Raw genomic sequence first — 21,695 nt, 5'->3', positions numbered from 1 at the left:
TTGGAAAAGGAATCTAAACCGAATACAAACCAAAGACGAAAACCATGAAAAAAACGCTTTTACTTTCCGCTATGTCTCTGGCGCTGGGCTTCTCGGCCTCCGCCCAGGTAACCGATGAGGTGCTCGACCGCAGGCCGCAGACAACGGCCCCTGTCGCCGCGGAGGCCATACAGGAGGGCAACTGGCTGGTGGGCGCCAGCATCGCCAACATCGGCCACAACTTCAAGTCCGAGACATTCACGCTCGACGTGGCCCCCAGGGCCGGCTACTTCATCAGCGACAACGCCGTCATCGGCGCCCAGGTGCAGTTGGGGCTCTCGGTCTACGACGGCGGGGAGAACTGGCGCTACGGCCTGACCCCGTTTGTGCGCTACTACTTCCCGGAGGGGGCCTCGCCGTCGAGCCGGTGGTTCGGAGAGGCCGTGGTGGGCCTTGCGGGCAGCTCGGAGGAGGACAGCGACGGCGATGCCATCCTCTCCCGGGTGTACGGCGTGCGGGGGGGCTATGCCCACTTCGTAGCCCGGAACGTGGCCCTGGAGGGCACCCTGAACCTCATCCGCAGCAGCGCCAACATTGAGACGGGCAACGCCGATACGGGCCTGTCCGTGTCGGTGGGGCTCCAGATCTTCCTGCCCGGCAGGAACAACTAAACCGACGGTAGGAACAAAGCGGCACCAACAAGAAAGAGCCGCCTGCGTGTTGCAGGCGGCTCTTTCTCCGTTCACTACTAAATCGAAACCCTTATCCACAGCAAGATACGCATTCTGCCCCGGAAGAACCAAAAAACTCTTTATTTTTAACGGCTGTAGTAGAAAGAAAAGGCTACCCACAGCGGCACTGCTTTGGAGTTGCCGGCTCGTACTTTGTACCTTTGAGGTAAACAATGTCCCACAGGCCGTTTGGCCCTACAGAAAAGTGACTAGATGAAGCTACCCAGCCACCTGGTGGACCTACTACGACCCCGCCCACGATGTGCTGACGGTGGAGTGGCCCGGCCATGACGGGACCCTTGCCTCCGTGCTGAAGAACGCCATGGACGAGGTGACGGCCGCCCTCCGGCACTACGACATCGGCAACCTTCTGCTCGACGCCAGGAGCGCCGGCACTGTGGCCCAGGGTTCCGGGCTGGCAGCATGGGGCGGTTTTCTGGAAGAGCTCAGGGAGACGCGCGTCAGGCGGGTGGCCCTTCTTGTGCATGCCGCGGCCGCCAAAGACCGGCAGCTGCGGCATGCAGGCCCAACAGCAAGTCTCCCATACCTGCCACCCCTTCCTGCGGCTGAACGTGGCGCTGGGCTGGCTGAGCGCCTGAGGCCGCTACCGCCTGAAGCCCTCCCGGTCAAAGAAGTTCGCCGCCGGGTCCTTTGATGTTCTGTCCCTGGTCTCCGGCCCGCCCTCAATCTTCGTTTCCCGCGGGGTGTCGTAGACCACCGTCTTCTTCCCCCAGCCGCGCACGCGGGAGGTGTCCTTTATCTCGTCCTGGCCGCGGCCGCCGACGATGGTCACGGTGATGCCTTTGTCCACCTGGCCGCTCACCTCGAACACGTCGTTCTCGGCCAGCCCGTGCAGCACGACCTCCTCCGTCTCTGACCGCCGGAAGACCCGGTGGTAGGTCACCTCGCCGTCGGACTTGCGCCGCACCGTCACCTCCGTCTCCTCGTCACTCAGGCGCACCACCTCGAAGAGGTCCTCCCGGTCCGTGCCCACCACCAGCACCTTTTTGGCCAGAATGTCATAGAACTCCCGGGCCGCCTGGTCCAGCCTGTCCCTCCTGCTTTTCAGCTGCTGTGCCATCTCCTGGCCCTGCAGCGCGTACACGTTCTCCGGCAGCCTGCGCACGGCTTTCTCTATCACCTCATCGGTGATTTGCCGCTGCAGCACCTGGGCCAGGGAGTCGAACTGCTCCCGGCTCACCTGGGGCAGGGCGCGGGCGTCGATGAACTCGGAGTTTATCATCAGCGCCTTCACGTCTTCATACTCCCCGCTGAAGGACTCGAACTTGCGGATGGCCCACTTGCGGCTCAGCAGCCAGGAGAGCGCCCCGCCGCCGAAGCGGTAGAAGGCGTTGTCCCGGTCCTTGGGGATGGGGCGGTAGAAGTGCTCCCCGCCCTCCTTGTACTCGGCCCACTCCCACTGCCCCACGTGGCGGTCCCAGTCCCCGATGAGCAGGTCCAGGAGGCGGGCCCTGGCGAAGGCCAGCTGGTCGATGAAGTGGTCGTCCTCCCCGTAGCGGTGGTTGAGCATTTTGTTGGAGCCCACGATGTCGTGGGCCCCCTCCACATCCCCCACCAGGGCGCGCTTGTCGTTGAACTTCTCCTCCAGCATGTAGAGCCTGTCGCTCAGGCGCTCCTCGTACTCATCGAAGCCCTCCTCGCCCGGCTTCACGTACACCAGCCGCGGGGTGGCGTGGGGGACGCCCGCCGCCTCGGCCAGCGGGGCCACCACCAGCGCCCCGTAGGGGTTCAGGGCCGAGGTCTGGTCCCGCACCCAGTTGGCCAGGAAGGTTTTGCGCAGCAGGGGCGGCAGGACGCCCGCCGGCCGCTTGTCCACCGTGCGCAGCGAGTAGGTCATCCCCTCTTCGCTCTCCAGGGCCGCGTTGACCGTCTGCATGCCCCCGCCGATTTTCTCCACCTCCAGGCCGCCCATCACCGCGTCCGGGTCCAGGACAGGCACGGTCACCGGCGTCGTCCATGATTCCCGGTGGCGCCCCCCCCAGAGCAGGCGGTGCAGGAACCCGCGCCTGTAGTGGCTGCCGGCCTGCACCGTCACGCTGTCCACCGTAGAGGGCGACTGCTTCAGCCGCCGGTACTCGGCCGGGTCGGTGATAGGTGTCTCGGCATAGAAGTTCTTTTTGGCGCAGCCGAAGGAAAGGAGCAGCAGGAAAAGGAAAAGGGCGGAAAGTTTCAAGAAAAGGTTGAGTTTAGGTTTAAAAAAGCGAATACGCATGGTAACAACTACATGTGTTCCCTTGGAAATGTTTCCGGCCTCGGGCAGAGGGGCGGGGGGTACGCGGGCGCAGGGCCGGGCCGGGCAGACTTTTCACGGCATGTGACGTACAAGCAAATGCCCTATGCACCAAGTAGCGGCGGCTTCAGCTCAGCACCTCATGTCACACCCAATCGTTTCGAGTAAAAACAGCCCCCGCCGGATCGCCGCCCCGGTGTGCGCGCTCCTGCTTCTTTGGGTTTGCCTGGGTGTTTCTGCCCCGGCGGCGGCCCAGAATGTGGCCTCTGAGGTGCCTTACTACTCCTACGGCTCCGGCATCGGCATCAGCTCCAAGGATAGCCTGTTCCTGCTCAACATCCGCTTCCGGGTGCAGAACAGGGTGTCCTATAAAACGGAGAGCGCGCAGGACCTGCGCCCCGACGAGCTCCAGGCCAGGGTGCAGCGGCTCCGGCTCCGGCTCGACGGCTTTTTCTACAGGCCCGAGCTGGTCTACGTCATCCAGCTGGGCTTCTCAGACCAGGACATGGCCGTCTCCCCCGGCAACCCGACCCCGGCTATCCTGAAGGACGCCGTCATCTTCTACCGCATGGGCAGGCGTGTCTCCCTCGGGTTCGGCCTTACCAACCTGCCGCGGAACCGGCAGGCCGTTGTCTCCTCGGGTGACCTGGAGCTGGTGGACCGCTCGCCGATTACCGCCGCCTTCGGCATCCAGCGCGACTTTGGCCTGCAGCTCTACTATTACAACAACATGGGCAGCCTGTACTATGCCCTTCGCACGGCCGTGACGGCAGGCGAGGGAAACAACGCCCTCAACTCAAACGAGGGGCTTTCCTACACGGGAAGGGTGGAGCTGCTGCCCTTGGGCACCTTTGAGAGCTGTGGAATTGCAATGTTTTACTGGAGACTTTTTCAGGCAGCCACAGCTTGGCTGTACAACTGGTTTTCATATTGGCAAGGAGTCAGGTAACCCAGGGCTGAATGCCTCCTTTTCCGGTTGTAGAAACTCTCAATGTACTCAAACACGGCCAGCTTTGCCTCTGCTATGGTGGCAAACTTGTGGTGGTACACCATTTCGGTCTTCATCGTCTTAAAGAAGCTCTCGGCCACCGCGTTGTCCCAGCAGTTGCCCCTTCTGCTCATACTCCGCAGCACAGGCATCCCCTCTAACTGCTCCTGAAAGGCGCTGCAGGCGTACTGCACGCCCCGGTCAGAGTGAAACAAAAGGGAGTGGAACAGGGGCCTGTTTCTCACCGCCATCTGCCAGGCCGCCACGGTGGTCACTTCCGCATCCATTGCTTCACTCAGCGCCCAGCCCACCACTTTCCTGTCCGCAAGGTCCAGCACCACCGTCAGGTACAACCAGCCTTCCCCGGTCCTGATGTAGGTTAAATCCGACACCCATTTCTCTGCCGGTCTCGCCGCATAGAAGTCCCTTGCCAGGTGATTCTCCGCCACTGTACAGGCATGGCCGGAGTCGGTGGTCTGCACCCGGTACTTCTTCCGCACGATGCTCTGAATATGATGTTTCTGCATCACTCTGGCCACGCGCGGACGGGACACCTGGATACCCTGCTCTCTGAGTTCAACGGCAATCCTGGGGGAGCCGTAGCGGCACTTGCTCTGCTCATGAACCTGTTTAATCTGCTCCACAAGCTCCTGCTCTTTCTGCTCCCTTAGGCTAACGGGGTGTTTGAGCCAGTAATAGTAGCCGCTGACGCTCACCTTGAGCACGCTACACATCCTCTCGACGGGGAATTGGTTCCGGTGCTCCTTTATAAATCCGAATACCGCCCGTCTCCCCTGGAGAAGATGCTCACCGCCTTTTTCTGTACAACCAACTGTTAACTAACTGCTAATGAGCTTCTAAGGAAGAGCTTGTCCAGTTCCTCTTTGTTAAGCTCAAGGGCATATAGCTTTTTCTCGATCTGTTTTAGTTTCAGCGCTTTCTGCTTTTGGCTGCTGACCTGAGCCAGCTCTTTTTTATAGGGTTCTCTTTTGATGACCATATTCCAGATAATGACAGCCAGTTTTCTTGCCGTGGCGATAATAGCTGCGATGCGCCCTTTCCGGAAAGCGATCCTTCTGAAGAAGGGAGTAAGCTCATGATTCTTGTGGTTGCCGATAGCGTTGGCCGCATGGCGAAGGGCCTTGGCGATATAGTTCTTTCCCGAAGGCGTGCGGTTGCTGATCACCCGCCCGCCGCTTACCTTGTTGTTGGGCACCAGCCCCAGCCAGCAGGCAAAGCTCTTTGCCGTCGGGAACCTGTGCAGGTCATGGCCCATGTTAGTCAGCAGGCACAGCACCGTGTTAAAGCTGATGCCATTAACGGCAAACAGGTCGGTCTGGAAATAACGGAAGGCAAGGTGCGGCAAATCGAAGCCGGGCGCGTGCTTGCCCCGCTTTTTCCTGTTGGCTTTCAGCTGCCTCTCCTCCTCGGCCGGTACTTCTGTCTCAGGCGCGTATTTGACCAGGAACTGCTCTATGACTTGGTCGCACTCCTTTAGCTTGCTCTCATAGAGCCTGTAGAAATCCAGGCAGGCCTCCAACTCGAACAGCAACTCTTCCCGCCACCAACCATGCAGCGCCCCTGCGATCTCTTGGCGTGACCTCTTTACACGTGTGCCCGCCAGCGAAGCCAGATACTCCGGGTCACGGGCCCCTGAGAGGATGGCTTCGATGATGGCCATGCCGGATTGGCCGGTGATGTCATTGAGCACCACATCCAGCCGGATATTCATCAGGCGCAGGCACTTCTGCATTTTGCTGCTGTAGCGGGCGGACTGTTCCACCAAATGCTGCCGATGAAAGTAATAGGTGCGCAGCTGCTGAAAAGTGTCGCTGAGCAGCAGGCTGCCCGACAGCAGGCCCAGGGAGTGAAGTTTCTGTATCCATTGGCAATCCAGCACATCCGTCTTTCGCCCCTTCACGTTCTTGGTCTGGCTGCCCGGCACCAGCAGCACCTCGAAGCCCGCCTGCTGCAGGGCATTAAACAAGGTTTGCCAGTAACTACCGGTGCTCTCCATGGCAATGGTCGTGACTCCACAGGCCTGGAGGTGGCTAATCAGCTGCTCGTGGTCTTTGGTGCAGACACCGAATTCACGCACATTTTCTCTCACCTGATCCACGGCAACCATATGGCTGCGCGAGCCCACATCGATGCCGGCGGCATGCGGGTGAATGATGCTAAAAGGTATTTCCTGCTTTCCCATAACTGAAACCCATAACTGAAAAAAATAGTGACTTCAGGGAAGGCCATGAATAGTTAACAATTTTCTGTACGGGATTCTTCAGAGAAGATCACCAGTTCATTCATCAAATGCCCCTCCACAGGAAGAGCATAAGGCATTCCGGCCCAGATTTTAGGAAGGACTTAAACAGTGCCATTAAAAGCGCGGGGCTCGCTGAAGTCCCGGCCAATTTAGGGATTATGTCGGAAAGGTTGTATTGGCCATTCCACAGCGCCGGCGCTGTATACTGATTTTAGGATATCGCGCTCTAATTGCGCCTCCTTCAGCTCCTTCTGTAACCGCTTTATCTCCCTTTGCTCGTCTGTCATCCCTTCTATGGACCGGACTGGCGAGCTGTCCTTCTGCCGCCATTTGCTCAACCGGCCGGGATCCATGCCCAGTTCATCAGCCACCTCTTTTACTGATCCCCTCGCATAGGAGAGGTCAATGGCCATCCGCTTAAAGGAGGCATCAAATAATCGTCTTTCCATAATAGTCAAATTTAGTACTTTACTTAAATCTGCCTATCAAAAGCCTCCAGTCAAATGTAGCAAGTTCACAGGGGGGACTACTATGAGGGGGACCTGGAGCGCGAGGAGAGGCCAAAGGTCGCCCTTGGCATTACCTGTAACCTCAACCACAACACGACCGGTACCGGCGGCGGGTCGCCGACGCCTTTGCACGAGTCCCGGAGCCTGTATACCCTGATGGCGGATTTCCTCCTCAAGTACCGGGGCCTCTCCCTGGGCTTTGAGCACCTCTCCGGCAGGGCCGACGGCACGCCGGTCACCCGAAACGAGGACGGGGAGGAGAGCTATGTGTATGTGGGGCGGGGCCAGAACTGGCAGCTGGGGTATGTCTTCCGCAGCGAATGGGGAGTTGCAGGCAGGTACGCGCGCCTGAGCCCGGGCAAGGGCATCAGGGCAAAGGCCGGCCCCGCCGAAGAGCTCACCCTCGGCGTGTCGAAGTACATCAAGGGGCACCGGCTCAAGATACAGTCGGACCTGACGCAAAGGACGCAGCTTTCCGCGGGTGGGGCCCCGGGAGGCAGGGACAGGCACCTGCTGCTGCGGCTTCAGCTGGAGGTGGGGCTCTGAACGCCTCCTGGCTGCCGTCCGGCCACTGCCCTTTCAGAGCTCATCTTGTGGAAAAAAAAATAAAGAGCGCCCTTGGATGAAATAGGGGCAGATTTTTACTGACTGCCCCAAAAACAGAAAAGTGGCTCTGCTTCATCCATTGGTGGTTTAAAACGTTTTCCTACAGGATGAACTTTTAGAGGGGGCTTAGCGCAAAACAGCCCCTTTGCCACTCAGGGCCGCCTCACCAGGACTTTGTCTATTTTGGCACTGTCCATGTCTATCACCTCCAGCTCCAGCCCGCCCCACTGCAGCCTTTCCCCCTCCTGGGGGATGTGCCCCAGCTCGCTGAGCAGCAGGCCCGCGACGGTCTGGAAGGGGTAAGCCTGCCCGCCGTGCGGCAGCCCGAAGTAGCGGAGGAAGTCATGGAAGGCGCAGTGGCCGTCCACCAGCCAGCTTCCGTCCTCCCGCGGCTGGATGTGCCCCGCCTCGCCGGCCTGCGCAACATCGCCCACCAGCGCCTCCAGGATGTCGTTCATGGTGACGATGCCCATCACCGTGCCGTACTCGTCCGTGACAAGGCTGTAGTGCACCCCGGTGCTCTTAAAGTGCTCCAGCGCCCTGTAGGCGGAGGTGGTCTCCGCCAGGTAGCGCACAGGCTTGAGGTAGCGGCCCAGCTCAAAGCCCGTTTCCTGCAGGGGCGTGAACAGGTCCTTGAGGAAGACGACCCCGACCACGTTGTCTATACTGCCCTCAAAAACAGGGTAGACCGAGTAGAGCGAGGAGCCGATGAGGGCACGGAGGGCATCGGGGCCTTCCCGCAGGTTGAGGAAGACGATGTCGCCGCGGTACGTCATCAGGGAATCCACCCGCCGGTCCCCCAAAAAGAAGACCCGCTCCACGATGTCCTGCTCAATCTCCTGCACCTCCCCGCCGTGGGCCGCCTCCGCGACGATGGCCCTTACCTCCTCCTCGGTCACCCTGTTCTCGGCGGGCCTGACGCGCAGCGCCCGCAGCACCAGGTCGGAGGTGAAGGTGAGCAGCCAGACGAAGGGGGCGGCTACTTTGGAGAGCAGCTGCATGGGCCGGGCGACAAGGGTGGAAACGGACTCCGGGTTGGCCAGGCCGATGCGCTTGGGCACCAGCTCCCCGAGCACCAGCGTGAAGTAGGTGATGGCCACCAGCACCAGCACGAGAGCGGCGGTGTCGGCGAAGGGCCTGGCAAAGGCGAAGGAGGAGAGGAAAGCCTCCACGTCGCCGGTGATGTTCTCCCCGCTGTAGATACCCGTCAGGATGCCGATGAGCGTGATGCCGATCTGCACGGTGGAGAAGAACTTGTTGGGGGACTCGGCCAGCCTCAGGGCGGCCCTGGCCCCGGGGCTGCCCTTCCTGGCGGCGGACTCCAGCCTGATTTTCTTTGCGGACACCAGCGCAATCTCCGACATGGAGAAGACCCCGTTGAGGAGGATGAGCAGCAGTAGGATGAGTAGTTCCATTGTTTACGGGTTTGAAAAGCGGCGGCCCCAGGGAGGCTGGCGCCGTCGCGGTGATTGGCATTCTGCAGTATGCTAGCGCATGTTGGTCTTGGGGAACATCACCCGCTCCGGCTGGCTTTTGAGCTCGGCCATCATCCGATGGAAGAGCCTGCGCTTGACGGGCCCCGACTGCTTGGGCTCCACCAGGTAGCGCACACTCACCCGGATCCAGGTGTTGTCGTGGGCGCTGAAGGCCACCGAGCCGCCCGCCCGCACCTCCACCTCATCCACGGGCGTTTCCCGCAGGAGGCTGCGGTAGAGCTCCACCCGCCGCGCCATCTCCGGCCCGATGTCCTCCTGCACGACGCGCCGCATGGTTTCCCCCACCCACTGCAGGTCGCTCTCATACGAGACGAAGAGCCTGACCTCGTTCCAGATGTAGGGGAAGAGCGGCCAGGAGTAGTTGATCACGTACTCGCTGAAGACCCTGGAGTTGGCGAAGCGGATGACCCTGCCGCTGGGGTGGTCGCCGGTGAGGTAGTCGCCGCTGAACTCCCAGAGCGTGGTGTCCAGGTAGCCCAGCTCGATCACATCCCCCGTGGCGGGGCCTATCTTGATGCGGTCGCCCACCTCGTAGGGCTTGCGGACCAGGATGTAGACCCAGGCGAAGAAGCTGGTGATGGGGTTCTGCAGGGCAAGGCCCAGGATAAGGGAGGCGACCCCCAGCGACACCACGGCCGCGTACCAGTTGACAAACAGGACGGAGACGAGGATGAAGAAAATGAGCAGGGCGGCGGCCAGGTCCACGATGCGCTTCAGGTTATAGCGGGTGGCGGGGCTCTCCAGCCTGCTGCCCAGCAGGGACCTGAGCAGGCGGGCCGTGACCAGCACCACGGCCGTCAGCATGGCGCCGGCCATCAGGTTCTGCAGGAGCGGCAGGTAGCGGCCCCGGATGGGGAAGGCCTCCAGCCGGAAGAGGTAGTAAAGGACGCCGGCCCCCACGAATACCAGGCCGTACACCCAAAGGGCCGTTCGCTCCTCTTTCAGCGCAGCGGGCTCTTCCCCCTGCCTCCCCGGCTCCCCGGGCTTGTAGTGCTCGAGTGCCCTGCGGACCCTGGGGTTTCGCTTCAGCTCCTCCGTGTCCCTGCGTATCTCTGTTTCTCTTTCTTCCAAAGGCTTTCGTTAAAGGTGACGATGGCCCTGGATGTACACAGGCAGCCATTCGTACTCATACCCCGATAGCGGGGAAAGGTTAGGGCGCCTGCTTCCCAGTGCCTGTTGCTGCGCGGCAGCAGGCACTGGGAAGCAGGCTTTCACGCGCAAACAGCATGCAGGGGCGGTCACCGCCGTAGGTTCCTGCACAAAGGTGCCCGCGCTGTCAGCTCCGGTTTGTTCTCTTCAGGGTCTTACCGGACCCGCAACGGTGGCGGAACTATAGAAACGGGGCTATGGCAGCTTAAGCGGTGTTTCTGTTTTCCTCCCTGACAAACTCCAGCTCCTGCAGCGTGCACAGCCCGTTGCCGCCGCCCGGGTAGCGCACCCCGGCCACTTCCCGCTCGTCCACCTGCTCGCCCTGTATGACGACAACCAGTCTCCTCTCCCCCGTGTCCCGGTCTACGTGGTAGGCCAGGGCAGGAGCCTCGATGGCTAAGGGAGCATGATGGATGCCCGTTCCTTCGGATTCGATAAAGAACACTGCCCTTCCCGCCTCTACATCCTACTCAGTTGCGACTCTCTCCCGCAGGCAGGGGGTTTTCTGCCACTCTTTCATGTTGATGGAGCTCCACACACCCTGCTCGTTTTCTGCTTCTCTCATGGAAATAGTTTTAAATCTGTACGGTTGATACTAGCTTCAAAAGCCTAAAAGCCTCCAGTGGTAAATCAGGTGCCTCCCTTTCGGGCGCCTTAAATAACATACGGGGAAAGAACAGACGGGATGAGAGCCGCTTAGTTGCAGCAAAGTGTGACCGGGGGCAGCCAGGGAAACCTTTCCCGCTTTTCTCTAAATCACCAGTCCCATGCTTTTTGCCATGGCACTGCCAAAGGCATGGAAGCGCCCCCACAGAGCACTTCGAAGGGAGGCTCCGCATCCCCGCGCACAAAAAAACCCTGCAGAAGCAGGGAGTCTTTGCACTATGGGTTCCTTTATAAACGGGCCTGCACCCCTCATGTTACACTTTTCGGCGGGCAGCGGGCTAAAACCCAGCGTAAGGGAAAGAAGTAAGGTGTAGTATAAAGCCTGCACAGGCTGTCACCTCTAAACAAACAACGGATGCATAATATCTACGCCTTTTCCAAGCGCGTTGCCGTGGCGGCGCTTATCACAGGGCTTATTGCAGTGGGTTTTTACCTGCTGGGAAGCCATGGGTATTTCTTCCTGCTGATCTTCGCGGCCATACTCATGGCCGTGCTCTTCTGCGGCATGACCGACTGGGTGGAGGGGAAGACCCACATGAAGCGGGGTATCGCGCTGCTGCTCTCGGTGCTGTTCTTCTTCGGGGTGCTGGTAGGGGCTTTCTGGCTGCTGGCCCCCACCGTCGGGGAGCAGGTGGGCCAGATGCGGGAGACCCTGCCCGAGTCACTGGAACGGGTGCAGGGCTGGCTGGAGGAGCGCACCTGGGGCGAGCGCCTCGTCGAGGAGATACCCGAGGACCCGGAAAGCGTGCTTCCCGAACGGGGAAACATCGCCTCCGGCCTCCTGGGCGCCTTCTCCTCCACGCTTGGGTTCCTGGCCGACTTTTTCATCGTGCTCATCACCGCCCTCTTCCTGGCCTCCAGCCCCTCCCTCTACACCCGGGGCCTCTCCAAGCTCTTCCCCGTCCGCAGCCGGGGCCGGGTGCTGGAGGTGCTGGGCAAGTGCTACGCCATCCTGCGCAAGTGGCTGGTGGGCATGCTGCTGGCCATGGCCGCCATCGGGGTGAGCACCGCCATCGGCTACAGCCTCATCGGCCTGCCGCTCGCTTTTGCCCTGGCTTTTATCGCCTTCCTCTTCGCCTTCGTGCCTAACATCGGCCCCTGGATAGCAGGGGTGCCCGCCTTGCTCGTCGCCCTGACGGAGGGAGGGCAGATGGCACTGTACGTGCTCCTGATATACGGCGGCATTCAGATAGTGGAGAGCTATGTGCTCGCCCCCCTTATCTTTAAGCGGGCGGGTGACTTGCCGCCCGCCCTGCTGCTTTTCTTCCAGGTGCTGCTGGGCCTGCTGCAGGGCGGGCTGGGGCTGCTGCTGGCCGCCCCCATCCTGGCCGTCCTCCTGGTGGTGGTAAAGGAGCTGTACGTGGAGGACGTGCTGGAGGCGGAGCCCCTGGACGCAGGCGCCGCCGACACGCCGCACCGCCTGGGCGCCGGGTAGAAGGTGCTTCCAAGCCTGGAATAAGGCGGCATGCCGCAGCCGGCGGTGTGTGTGACCTGTCAGTAACCGTGCCTTTTGCAGCTTTTACGGCTTTCAACGGGGCACTTTGCTCTTCGCGCACGCGGAGGAGAGGATAACAAAGGGATGGGAAGAGGGGTATACAGAAACATGCTTTTTCATACAAAAGGGACTCTGGCGGCAAGCAGCGCCGTGAGTCCCTTTCTCATGGAGCCCGCCCACACCCCGGCCCCTTACGCCCCGCTTCTCCTCTACGCCGGACCACGCTGCTCCTTCCTCTTGTTCATGTCCATCACAAAGCGCCGGATGCCCCGGCCCTTCATGCGCATCAAGCCAAAGGTGATGCCGGCGGCAAGGGTCAGGGAGGTGACGTTGATACCGAAGGTAAGCAGGTGCTCGGCCCACTTGTCCCCCTCATCAAAACCGAAGATGAGCCTGAGCCCGAACCAGGCCGGGTACACGGAGATATGCGCCGTGGCGGCAAGGCCGATGAGCTCCCTTCGCCCGGCGTCATCCACGGCGCCCAGCCCGGCGGCGACGCCGATGGCGGTGGACAGCAAGAAGCCGGACACGGGGCTGCCGAACTCCTCCCAGCCGACAGGAGGCTTTGTAAAGACCGCCACGCACATACCTGCCAGCAGAATCAGGGCAGTGGTCAGCAGCAGCGCCAGCAGCCCCTGCCGCAGCAGGCGCCACTCCCTCAGCACCACTCCCAGGCCTGTTGCCAGCATGTGGTGGTGGTAAGGCAGAAACAGCAGGCCCGCGATGATGAGCGGCAGCATGTCCTGGACCATCCCGTAGGCCAGCAGCACGGAGGAGAGGAACACCCTGCCCACCAGGCTCCCCGTCACCTTCGTGAACTGCCAGAGCTCCTCGTACACATCTGTCGTAGGCCTGGTGACAGGGTGGGTCTCCGTCTCCGGGGGCTCGGAGCCGAACAGGGACTCGGGGTGCTGGACGGTAAAGGTGTAGGTGTGGGGCTCGTAGCAGGAGGAGAGCATCAGGGCCTCGATAAACTCCTTGGCCTTTGGCGTGGCCGTCGCCACCTCCACCACGTCCCTGGTTTCCTCTTCCCGGTCGGAGAAGTACTCCGTTGCCTGGTGCATGGAGACGTGGGAAACCCCCGCCTCCAGCGCTATTTCCACCACTTCCCTCCCCTGTCCGGCAGGGGCCTTTACAGTCACTAATCGCATACAGGATTTTTCTTAATTTCAGGCTCCTCTTCTTAATTGTCAATGTAAAACAGTATACCCTGCCCTGCCGGAAAGGTTAGCCCTCCGGTTTACCGGGGGCGGAACGGCTGCACGGAAAATGACGTGCGTGCACGGCCAATATGGCAGGGAGGCCGTAGGTACAGAAAAAGCCTATGGTAAGCGGGACAAGAGCCCCGGCCAGGTGCGCCGTGTACCTGCTGCTCTCCCTGGTGTTGAGCGGCTGCCGGGTGGGAGTGTCTTTGTGAGAGGAACAGCTGTGGGTGCCTGCATCGCCGCCATCCTTGTTCTGATTGCTTTTCTGATGGAGCGAAGACGAAATGACGAAGGATAAAATACGGGTGGGGGCAAAGGGGGTCTTTCCTTTGCTCCCACCGATGAAGAGACTGAGAAGCAGCTGCACAGCCGTGTCCGGCTATGGCACCACCAGTCTGGTCCTGTGGCTCTGCCTCTGCAGCCTTGCCTCCTGGTCACAGCCTGCTCCGCTCCATTTCTCAGAAAGTACTTGGAACGGGTACCCGCCTGTTTTCACCCGGGCGTCCGGGACTATCCTCATCAGCGAAGATGAGGGGAGCATAGCCATTCAGGGGCGGAACTGGAAGCAGACTTACAGGATCGTCAGGAGGATTATGAGCGAAGGCGGCGTCACGGTGTACGGCTGTGAGGCCAGGTTCCGAAACGGCAGGGTCAGCTACGTCATCAAGCACGAGGCAACACGCAGGACCCTTACCCTTTACCCCCACAATAAGTACCTGAAAGCCAGCACAACGTTCTGGTTGAACCCTCCATGACTTCCCCGCTTACATCAACAGAGTCTGATGGCGGGGCTCCTGTGGAAGAGGCTCCGCAAAGAGGCACGGCCGCTCCCGCAGTAGAGGAGAAGGAGAAGCAGAGAAAAGGCTTGCCTGAAGGCCGAACGGCTAAGGGGCATTAAACAAAAAAGGCTCCTCGATGAGGAGCCTTTTTTGTTTAAATAACCTGCTAATCAGAAAACTTCCTAACTTTTACTTCCCATGTGTACGGGCGCATTCAACGGGGGGTGCAAAAGGCTCACCCTTCCGCTTCATCATACCTGGTATGGGAAAAAACGGTCCTTCCCATTATACCCGGCCTTAATGCACACTTACGGAGCCTGCCGCCGTATTGCACGTATGATGTGTCTGCTAGAGTTCAACGCCATGCCCCTGAAGGAAAGAGTCGCCACCGTGTGGAGGCGGGGCACTTTCCTTGACACCCGCACAGCGGGAAACTACGGGCTGGCGCTTTACCACATCGGCAGCTTCTTCTGCGAGATGTGGTATGACCCTGCCTGCAACGAGATTATGTTCGTGCAAGGCTTCACCAGCCAGGCGCTGCCCGAGCAGTACCTGGCTACATTTGAGCTGCCGCACCTGTAGTTAAACGGCCTCCCTCCCTGTGTCGCAGGCGCTTTAGCGGTAGCCGGTGCCCGGTATCCTGGCTGTCTCCTCCACGGTTTTGGCGCCGGAGTCGAAGAAGGTGCAGCACTCGACTCACAGAGCCGCTGCCAGCGCGCGGCGGCCAACAGTGCCTTCCTTAACAAAGGCGTAACCTAAGGGCGGGGTTGGCGTAAATATAATCAGAAGCAGGGTTTCGGTTTATTCGAATCCTATTTTTAGGAAAAGGACGCTAAAGGCGTCCTTTTCTGCTTTTAGGTCTTACCCGGAATCAGAATTGTTGCAATATCATTAAAACCAATAGGGAAGGTGGTAGAAGCCTATTCTCCTAAAAAAAGGGCAGAAGCAAGACCTCTGCCCTTTCCAAGCTATGAAAACAAACTTAATGCGCCAAAGTTAAGCAAAAAGGAGTGCTGCACAATTCCTTTGCGCGCCTGCATCCACAATGCGCATTCCTCCTTATTTGTCCATTTGTCCGAAATAGCACTCCTTTTAGAAACGGCTTCTATTTAACATCCTATGTTTGTACGCAGTCCAGTTAATACTCTTTTTCCCCTTTTGTTGACTGGGTTGAAGCGCTTGCGCCCCTTTATCTGCTTTCCTGCATCATAGCCCCGGTGCCGGCCGCCACAGGCCGTGGTTTTGACGCGCTGCGAGTCCAGATACCAGCCGATGGGCGAACACTGCGGGCTGCCTTGGTGCGGAGCTTTTTGACCAGGAAGCAATGGATGGACTCCCAGGTTCCGTCCCTGCTCCAGCGGTTGAATTAGCCGTAAGCCGTTTGCCAGCGGGGAAGATCGTGCGGCAAACTGCGCCAGCTACAACCCGTTTTTACCACATAAAACACAGCATTGATGCCTGTTTGAACTTTTTCCAGCCGTTTTGGCTAATGTCGCTTGGACAACGCTTCCTTTTTTGCTTCTTTTGAGTGGTGCTCACCTAGGTTTTGATTAGTTGGTCGAATAACTTTCTTAACCAAAGTGGGCACTTTTTTTATCCTTGATTACCTTTTAAAACAGTTTCTAACACAGTTCATAAAATTTGTTATGAGGTGGGACCAGGTTCAGTTTGTTTCCGCTACGGGAGAGCGTGTCCCAGATCTTCCGAACCTACAGAAGGCGAAAGAAGTAAATATAGCGGAAATCAAACTATCGGTCAGTAAAAGAAGGCCCGCCGGGTGCCTGTGCTGCTGCCAAACGCGTTGCTGTGGCGGTGCTTCTGGTCCTGCGGCAGCGGTCGGGCAACACATGCCTCCAGCAGGCCCCACCGGCTCTGTGTCGCACAGCCAATCAAATGAAACTCTATGTGGAGCAGCATCAGTATCAAGGTTCAGTACTACTACCATAAGGTTGTCAGCAGCATAGCCTTCTACCCGGCAATGATTGGGGCCTTCTTCCTCGCCTTCTCGGCACTGGCCATCCTGTTCGACTACTCAGAGGAAGGCAAGCAGGTCAAGTCCCAGTGGAAGTGGCTCAGGCTGGAAGACCCCACAACGGCCCGGAGCATTATTTCAGCCATTGTCACAGGGGTCATCTCGCTTACGGTCTTCAGCTTCTCGATGGTCATGATCGTGCTCAACCAGGCAGCCTCCCAGCTGAGCAACCGTGTACTGGATCAGCTGATCGGCAACCGCTTCCAGCAGGTGGTGCTCGGCATCTATATCGGCACCATCGTGTACGCGCTCTTTTTGCTGACCATGATCCGGGACATAGACTCCGGCGTTCAGATACCGGCCTTGAGTACCTACCTGCTCATCGCCGTGACGGTCTTCGATATTTTCCTCTTCATATACTTTATCCACTACATCACCCAATCCGTGAAGTATGAGGTTATTATCCGGAGGATACACACGGACACGAAGGAAGCCCTAGTGCGCTCCTGCCGCCTACGGCAGGAGGCCGTCCCGGAGACGGACCCCTCCTGGAAGGGGCATCCTGCCTTTGCGGCTGCCCCGGGGGTGTATGTAGGTTTCGACAAAGGCGCCCTGCTGCGGCTGTGCGATGAGTGCGACTGCACCCTGCGTATGCTGCACACGCCCGGGACGTTCATCCTGCAGGGGCTCCCCGTCCTGGAAGCAAGCAGGCAACTGCCGGAGGAGGTGATGGGGAGGATACTGGAGTTGGTGTACCTGCATGAGGGGGAATCCATCGAGTGGAACTTCTTCTATGGCTTCAAGCAGCTGAAGGAGGTGGCGATCAAGGCCCTGAGCCCCGGTATAAATGATCCGGGCACTGCCGTCCAAAGCCTGAGGGCGGTGTTCAAACTGCTCTCCTACAGGGCATGCCACTTTCCTGATGATTCCGTCCGCAACGAAGGGATGAAGGTCCGGATCATCACAAGGGAGCTGACCTTTGATCAGATATTCACCGACACCGTCCTGCCGGTGTGGGACTACGGCCAGGGGGACAGGCTGATAAGGCACGAGCTGCACCAGATGCTCATGCAGCTCCAGGCCGTCGCGCCCACCGCGGCGGCGGGCCGGCTGATGCGGCAAACCCAAAGGAGCATTGAGGAGGAAAACTCCCTGTAGCCCTGGCTCCCTCGCCGAAGAGCCGCCAGGTGCGGGGCGTACAGTTCACTGCCGCCTGCCCCAGCTGTGAAACTGTACGCCCCGCACTGCGTTTAGAGGCAACAGGTGCAGTAGCTGCAACATCTGCGGTTGCTGTGCTGTGCCTTCACGGCCGAAGTGCCGCAGGCACCCTGTCCTAAACAGCAACCTATGCAAGACGATAACCGCTTAGACATCAGCGCATCGACCGCCGGCCTGATGGATGTAGTAAACGAGTACTGGGAGGGGTTCCTGTTCCTGCTGCCTAATATCCTGCTCGCACTCCTGATTTCCTTTGTTGCGCTTTGGGTGTCGGGCAGAGCCAAAGCCGTGCTGGATGCAAGGCTGTCGGGCAAGTCCCATGACAGGATCACGGCGGGGTACATTGCGCTGGTGTCCAAGTGGGCCATCATCATTGTGGGGCTACTGCTGGTGCTGCAGACGCTGGGCCTGAGCGGGATTGCCGGCGGTTTGCTGGCCGGCGCCGGTTTGTCGGCGGTGGTGATTGGCTTTGCCTTCAAGGACATCGCGGAGAATTTCCTGGCCGGGCTTATCCTGGCCTTCAACCGCCCGTTCGAGATAGACGACACCATCGAAGTGGAGGATGTCACCGGCAAGGTGAAGGCACTGCACCTGAGGGTCACGCACGTGCTGACCTTCGACAGCAAGGACGTGTTCATCCCCAACAGCACTATCCTCCAGTCGAAGGTGACCAACCTGACCCAGAACGGCCTGATCAGGATACACTTTGTAGTGGGCGTTGATTACAACGACAACACGCAGGAAGCCATTGATTTGATAGAGAGAACGGCGCTGGGTGTAGAGGGCGTTCTACGGGAGGACCCGCCGTACGCCACAGTAGACGAGCTCGGGACCAGCACGGTAAACATAAAAGTGTTCTTCTGGGCTGAGACGGACGACTACAAAAAAGGAGTGGTGCTGTTGAAGGGAAGCGTCATGCAAGCCGTGACGAAGGCGCTGCTGGAGAACGGCTTCGGCTTGCCTGCCAACATCCAGGAGCTCAAGCTCTACGACTACCAGAAAGACATTCCTATCCGGGTAAAGGAGAAGGAAGCGCGGGGAGAGTAGCTCTATGCGCTTGACTGTAGCAGCAAAGCGCTAATGAGCCTGAGCTCCTCCCTAAGTTTGCATCATGATTAGAAACACCGGCACGGCCTGCCGGATGTGGCAAGTGGCATCAGAGGTGGCCAACCCCTGCTTATCCAGCGCGTGCAGCGGTATTACCGAAACGACAGCGAGGCCTTTGATAATACCAATCTGCTGCAGATGGACTTCTGTAGGCGTGGGAACAGTGCTTTCAGGTTAGTTCACAGGAGACATCGTTCTGGTAAGCCAAGCAAAAAAGTTGTGTAGAAATCAACCTCGTCCCAGGTGTCGGCCACAGCCAAATCAGTCACGGTCACACCATCGGCCAGTGGCAAATTATCGGACACCGCATCATCCCCTGCAACTTTCCAGGCAGGAGCCTGACGCGGTAGAATATAACAGACTCATATACAGATTTGTACGCGCCGATCGGCTGAACCAGAAGGCCCTGCTTTCGTTTATGAACAAGAGAAAATTACTCTTCCGTCTTCAGCACCCTTCTGTTGTTGAGGGCCTGCACAGGCCGCGCGTTGTTGGCGTACAAGGCAGAGAATTTGGCTATTTGTTCCTCTGATGCCTGCAATGGTTCCCTGAAGACTATCCAGTCCACGCCCACTGTACAGGGGGGCGTGGTCAGGGAGCCGATGTAGGTATAGTGGGCCTGGGACGGCGGGACGTAGTCAGACAGCATTAATTGCACCTCTGTCTGCACTTCCTCTTCCTTCTGAGCAGGTATCTGTGTGAACACCTTCTCCAGGAAAGGGTTGTCGGCAGTGCCTTCTTCTATGAAAACGGCCAGCACAGCCAGGTTGCTAGTTCCCTCCTCCTGGTGCACCAGGTGCATCTCCAGCGGGTGCCGCTTACCGTCGATGGTGTGCTCGGAAGGATAGTGGAAGTGAAACTGCCTGAACTGGTACCGCTTGCCCTCTACCGTAATGAAGCTGCTCTCCGTGCCGTATACCTGCACCGTGTGCCCGTTGTCCACTATCTTCATGGGGAAGGGCTCGTACTCGTAGCGGATGTCCGAGAGCTCCGCCTCAATCGCCTCCTGAGTGCTGATGTTGACGGGAGACTGCACATTGGCCTGGCACTCGGCGCCTGAGATTTCCTCCCAGTTGGTGTTCTCATAATTCCACTCTGCTGCCCCCGCCGTTTCGGGTTCTGCTTCCACTGCAACCGGCTCATCTGCTATTGCTTCTATCTCCGTTTCACCGCCACAGGCAGACAGTCCTGTGATTATCACCAAAAAGAGGCACAGCCTGTTTCTGACTCTTTTGTAGCGGGATGGAATAGGTGCTGTGCTTCTCTTCATGTGTATAAGGTTAGTTCTAGGGTTTGTACTTTTATAGGGGTTAAAGGTTTTGGAGGCGGCTACCGCAGCAGTAATACCAGCGTCCTGCCGATGCTAAAGAGCTTCAGTTGTCATCCTTATTCAACAGTGCTCGCTCTATCCATTGATTTCAGGACGAGTCAGGAATTATTATCCCTGCGATTGTGTCTGGCTTTTGACTCTGAGAAGAGCTTTTTCATTTTGTTTTTGGTAGGAAGAAGGGGTGGCCGGTGGCTGCCCTTTTCTTTTGCCGGGCCAGCAGCAGACACCTTTCAGGCTGCATCCGGGCAGTTTGAAAGTGCTTCACAAACCGCCACACGTGATGTTTGCCTGTCCCTGCGGCAAAGCATGACTCAGCGGACCTATACACAAGTTTGCATCTGCTTTATAGCCTTTTACTGCACCAAAAGGCCTGTTTTACTTTGTCTGTGGCACAATCACATGGTGAAACTATAGAGGAAATCCTGTAGTTTTTGTCCCAAAGAGGTGTTACAAAAAGTGCACACCAGGCAGCATCCCCAAGAGACAATGCTGTTTTGATTCTCCCTTACAAATACATCCCAAGAAACCCCATTTTCTGGGATACAGCATCTTAACTAAATTCAACTGTTTTCAACTTTGTGATCGGAGAGTGATCCTTCAAGCTGCTCCTGCGAATTTCAACAGACGTGTTGGCATTAGTGCTGAGATGGCCTGGAAGCTTTCCACACTCCTCCGCAGCTCTAAATTAACTTTCAGAAGAATCATCGCCTATGGCAGACTAAGCAGAAAGAAGATTTTTTAAAATGGTCTACTTTTTAGAAGCTGCTGCGTATATAAATACTGCAAAAACTGGTTAGTGGAGCACAGGCTGCCTATCTTAGGCAGCCTGTGCTTTTTATAGTATGTTACTCCTTTTCATAAAGGAGGTTAACTGTTCGCGTATCAAATAACCTTTGAGGTATAACAACAGATGAAACAAATAATCGTAAAGCAAGAGACTTTGAAAATTTAAACTTTAACAGCTATGAAAAGGAACTTCACTCCCATACTGGCGGCATCTTTCCTTCTGCGTCTCTTCTCATGACATCGTGCGGAAACAACACAGAGACCAATACGGAAGGAAGGGATGAAAACGGCACAACAACAGGTGGGGCTACTGGAGGAACTACCACTGGAGGTCAGATACTTCTTGATGGTAATCGGAAACTGAGTTAGTGTTTTCTCATTTATCAACATTAAAGCAATGAAAAAGACTTTTGTAAATTTATATGCCGCTGCCTTTGTAGTAGCTACTGTTTTAGCATCATGCACAGAGACACCGTCTAGCACGGGCACTGGTACAGATACGGATTACGGCACGACTACGACCGGTACAACTGGAACTACCGCTGGTACAACTACAGGAACTACTACTGGTACAACTGGAACTACCACTACTGGTACAACTACAGGAACTACCACAACTGGTACCACTACAGGAACTACTACAACTGGTACAACTACAGGAACTACCACAACTGGTACCACTACAGGAACTACTACAACTGGTACAACTACTATGTAATCAGCCTCCTTACAGTTTAGCTGAAATAAAAGAAGAAAGGCAAGTACTGAAAGGTTTTGCCTTTCTTCTTTTTAGGCGTGGGCTATCGGCAGAAGGTAAAGAGGAACAGCGGTGGTATTTTCTTTGAAGCCGGAAATGGTATAGCCAAAGCCATGATTTGTAATGGCAGGTAGCAAAGTATAACTTATAGCAGAGCCTGGCATTTTAGAATTGATACTTTCCGGTTTTCGCCTTTCACACCTGTGCCTTCTCAAACACCCGGTTAAGGGTGAGCAGGTATATTCCGGAGAACTTCTCGTAGCACCACTGCCTCACCTGCTTTCGCTCAGTTTGTGCAGAAAATACAGAAGCTCCACATCACCTATTATGGTAAGTAAAGATTTTTTATTAGCTTGTTTATCGTAGGTTACTCTTTTGGAGCTGCCCACTCCGAGTGAAGGCTGTAAG

The 21,695-nt window shown here is 57.7% G+C and carries 23 protein-coding genes; 11 read left to right on the top strand and 12 right to left on the bottom strand.

The genetic code is table 11. From position 1 onward, the window contains the following. Positions 1–44 precede the first annotated feature (44 nt). Positions 45–650 carry a hypothetical protein gene (locus tag E1919_RS22490; protein WP_202915976.1) on the top strand — a complete coding sequence of 202 codons (606 nt, stop codon included), beginning with the start codon at positions 45–47 and terminating at the stop codon, positions 648–650. Between the two features lie 172 nt (positions 651–822). Here E1919_RS22490 and E1919_RS22485 read toward each other — a convergent pair whose 3' ends face one another. Both E1919_RS22485 and E1919_RS22480 read right to left on the bottom strand, forming a co-directional pair. Next, entirely contained in the window at positions 823–1,062 is a 240-nt protein-coding gene (locus tag E1919_RS22485; RefSeq protein WP_237144791.1) for a hypothetical protein, read from the bottom strand. Between the two features lie 252 nt (positions 1,063–1,314). Continuing rightward, entirely contained in the window at positions 1,315–2,943 is a 1,629-nt protein-coding gene (locus E1919_RS22480) for a hypothetical protein (protein ID WP_162055658.1), read from the bottom strand. Positions 2,944–3,157: 214 nt separating this feature from the next. On the opposite strand from E1919_RS22480, the gene E1919_RS22475 reads away from it, so the two are divergent. Beyond that, positions 3,158–3,910: a porin gene (locus tag E1919_RS22475; protein WP_162055657.1), complete on the top strand. Its 753-nt coding sequence runs from the start codon at positions 3,158–3,160 to the stop codon at positions 3,908–3,910. Here E1919_RS22475 and E1919_RS22470 read toward each other — a convergent pair. From E1919_RS22470 to E1919_RS22460, 3 genes are all read right to left on the bottom strand, one after another. After that, positions 3,853–4,719 (bottom strand): IS3 family transposase, encoded by an 867-nt coding sequence (locus E1919_RS22470; protein ID WP_162055680.1) that lies wholly within the window; start codon positions 4,717–4,719, stop codon positions 3,853–3,855. The two genes, E1919_RS22475 and E1919_RS22470, sit on opposite strands and share 58 nt — an antisense overlap. Positions 4,720–4,784: 65 nt before the next feature. Beyond that, the gene (locus E1919_RS22465) at positions 4,785–6,152 is read right to left on the bottom strand and encodes an IS110 family RNA-guided transposase (RefSeq protein ID WP_162055656.1); all 1,368 of its coding nucleotides are present in this window, start codon (positions 6,150–6,152) and stop codon (positions 4,785–4,787) included. A 209-nt stretch (positions 6,153–6,361) separates the two neighbouring features. Further along, complete coding sequence (locus tag E1919_RS22460; protein ID WP_162055655.1) at positions 6,362–6,661, bottom strand: transposase; 300 nt, start codon at positions 6,659–6,661, stop codon at positions 6,362–6,364. Between the two features lie 216 nt (positions 6,662–6,877). Between E1919_RS22460 and E1919_RS22455 the strand changes: the two genes are divergently transcribed. Further along, positions 6,878–7,267, top strand: coding sequence for a hypothetical protein (locus E1919_RS22455; protein ID WP_162055654.1), 390 nt, complete (start codon positions 6,878–6,880; stop codon positions 7,265–7,267). 212 nt (positions 7,268–7,479) lie between these two features. Here E1919_RS22455 and E1919_RS22450 read toward each other — a convergent pair whose 3' ends face one another. From E1919_RS22450 to E1919_RS22440, 3 genes are all read right to left on the bottom strand, one after another. Continuing rightward, complete coding sequence (locus E1919_RS22450; RefSeq protein ID WP_162055653.1) at positions 7,480–8,742, bottom strand: hemolysin family protein; 1,263 nt, start codon at positions 8,740–8,742, stop codon at positions 7,480–7,482. A 72-nt stretch (positions 8,743–8,814) separates the two neighbouring features. Further along, the gene (locus tag E1919_RS22445) at positions 8,815–9,894 is read right to left on the bottom strand and encodes a mechanosensitive ion channel family protein (protein ID WP_162055652.1); all 1,080 of its coding nucleotides are present in this window, start codon (positions 9,892–9,894) and stop codon (positions 8,815–8,817) included. A 283-nt stretch (positions 9,895–10,177) separates the two neighbouring features. Next, complete coding sequence (locus E1919_RS22440) at positions 10,178–10,417, bottom strand: hypothetical protein (RefSeq protein WP_162055651.1); 240 nt, start codon at positions 10,415–10,417, stop codon at positions 10,178–10,180. Between the two features lie 576 nt (positions 10,418–10,993). Between E1919_RS22440 and E1919_RS22435 the strand changes: the two genes are divergently transcribed. Further along, complete coding sequence (locus E1919_RS22435) at positions 10,994–12,073, top strand: AI-2E family transporter (protein WP_162055650.1); 1,080 nt, start codon at positions 10,994–10,996, stop codon at positions 12,071–12,073. 269 nt (positions 12,074–12,342) lie between these two features. Here E1919_RS22435 and E1919_RS22430 read toward each other — a convergent pair whose 3' ends face one another. Continuing rightward, entirely contained in the window at positions 12,343–13,284 is a 942-nt protein-coding gene (locus E1919_RS22430; protein ID WP_162055649.1) for a DUF389 domain-containing protein, read from the bottom strand. A gap of 118 nt (positions 13,285–13,402) precedes the next feature. Here E1919_RS22430 and E1919_RS22425 point away from each other — a divergent pair, with 118 nt between their 5' ends. From E1919_RS22425 to E1919_RS22410, 4 genes are all read left to right on the top strand, one after another. Then, positions 13,403–13,636, top strand: coding sequence for a hypothetical protein (locus E1919_RS22425; RefSeq protein ID WP_162055648.1), 234 nt, complete (start codon positions 13,403–13,405; stop codon positions 13,634–13,636). 43 nt (positions 13,637–13,679) lie between these two features. Next, a complete protein-coding gene (locus tag E1919_RS22420; RefSeq protein WP_162055647.1) occupies positions 13,680–14,093 on the top strand; it encodes a hypothetical protein in 414 nt (137 codons plus the stop codon). Next, complete coding sequence (locus E1919_RS22415) at positions 14,090–14,236, top strand: hypothetical protein (RefSeq protein WP_162055646.1); 147 nt, start codon at positions 14,090–14,092, stop codon at positions 14,234–14,236. Before E1919_RS22420 ends, E1919_RS22415 begins: the two co-directional genes overlap by 4 nt. A 181-nt stretch (positions 14,237–14,417) precedes the next feature. Next, positions 14,418–14,699 carry a hypothetical protein gene (locus tag E1919_RS22410; protein WP_162055645.1) on the top strand — a complete coding sequence of 94 codons (282 nt, stop codon included), beginning with the start codon at positions 14,418–14,420 and terminating at the stop codon, positions 14,697–14,699. A 784-nt stretch (positions 14,700–15,483) separates the two neighbouring features. On the opposite strand, the gene E1919_RS28165 is transcribed toward E1919_RS22410, so the two are convergent. After that, positions 15,484–15,573, bottom strand: a complete 90-nt coding sequence (locus tag E1919_RS28165; RefSeq protein WP_394351811.1) for a transposase — start codon at positions 15,571–15,573, stop codon at positions 15,484–15,486. 299 nt (positions 15,574–15,872) lie between these two features. Then, positions 15,873–16,034 carry a hypothetical protein gene (locus E1919_RS22395; RefSeq protein WP_162055644.1) on the bottom strand — a complete coding sequence of 54 codons (162 nt, stop codon included), beginning with the start codon at positions 16,032–16,034 and terminating at the stop codon, positions 15,873–15,875. On the opposite strand from E1919_RS22395, the gene E1919_RS22390 reads away from it, so the two are divergent. Together E1919_RS22390 and E1919_RS22385 are read left to right on the top strand one after the other, a co-directional pair. Next, complete coding sequence (locus tag E1919_RS22390; RefSeq protein ID WP_162055643.1) at positions 16,021–17,247, top strand: DUF2254 domain-containing protein; 1,227 nt, start codon at positions 16,021–16,023, stop codon at positions 17,245–17,247. The two genes, E1919_RS22395 and E1919_RS22390, sit on opposite strands and share 14 nt — an antisense overlap. 189 nt (positions 17,248–17,436) lie before the next feature. Further along, positions 17,437–18,354 (top strand): mechanosensitive ion channel family protein, encoded by a 918-nt coding sequence (locus E1919_RS22385; RefSeq protein WP_162055642.1) that lies wholly within the window; start codon positions 17,437–17,439, stop codon positions 18,352–18,354. A gap of 493 nt (positions 18,355–18,847) precedes the next feature. On the opposite strand, the gene E1919_RS22380 is transcribed toward E1919_RS22385, so the two are convergent. Then, positions 18,848–19,684 (bottom strand): carbonic anhydrase, encoded by an 837-nt coding sequence (locus E1919_RS22380; protein ID WP_162055641.1) that lies wholly within the window; start codon positions 19,682–19,684, stop codon positions 18,848–18,850. Positions 19,685–20,927: 1,243 nt separating this feature from the next. Here E1919_RS22380 and E1919_RS22375 point away from each other — a divergent pair. Further along, positions 20,928–21,248 carry a hypothetical protein gene (locus E1919_RS22375; protein WP_202915975.1) on the top strand — a complete coding sequence of 107 codons (321 nt, stop codon included), beginning with the start codon at positions 20,928–20,930 and terminating at the stop codon, positions 21,246–21,248. The last annotated feature ends 447 nt before the right edge of the window (positions 21,249–21,695 follow it).

It is taken from the genome of Pontibacter pamirensis (assembly GCF_010015475.1).
Classification (GTDB): domain Bacteria; phylum Bacteroidota; class Bacteroidia; order Cytophagales; family Hymenobacteraceae; genus Pontibacter; species Pontibacter pamirensis.
This window is presented reverse-complemented; position numbering and strand designations above follow the sequence as displayed.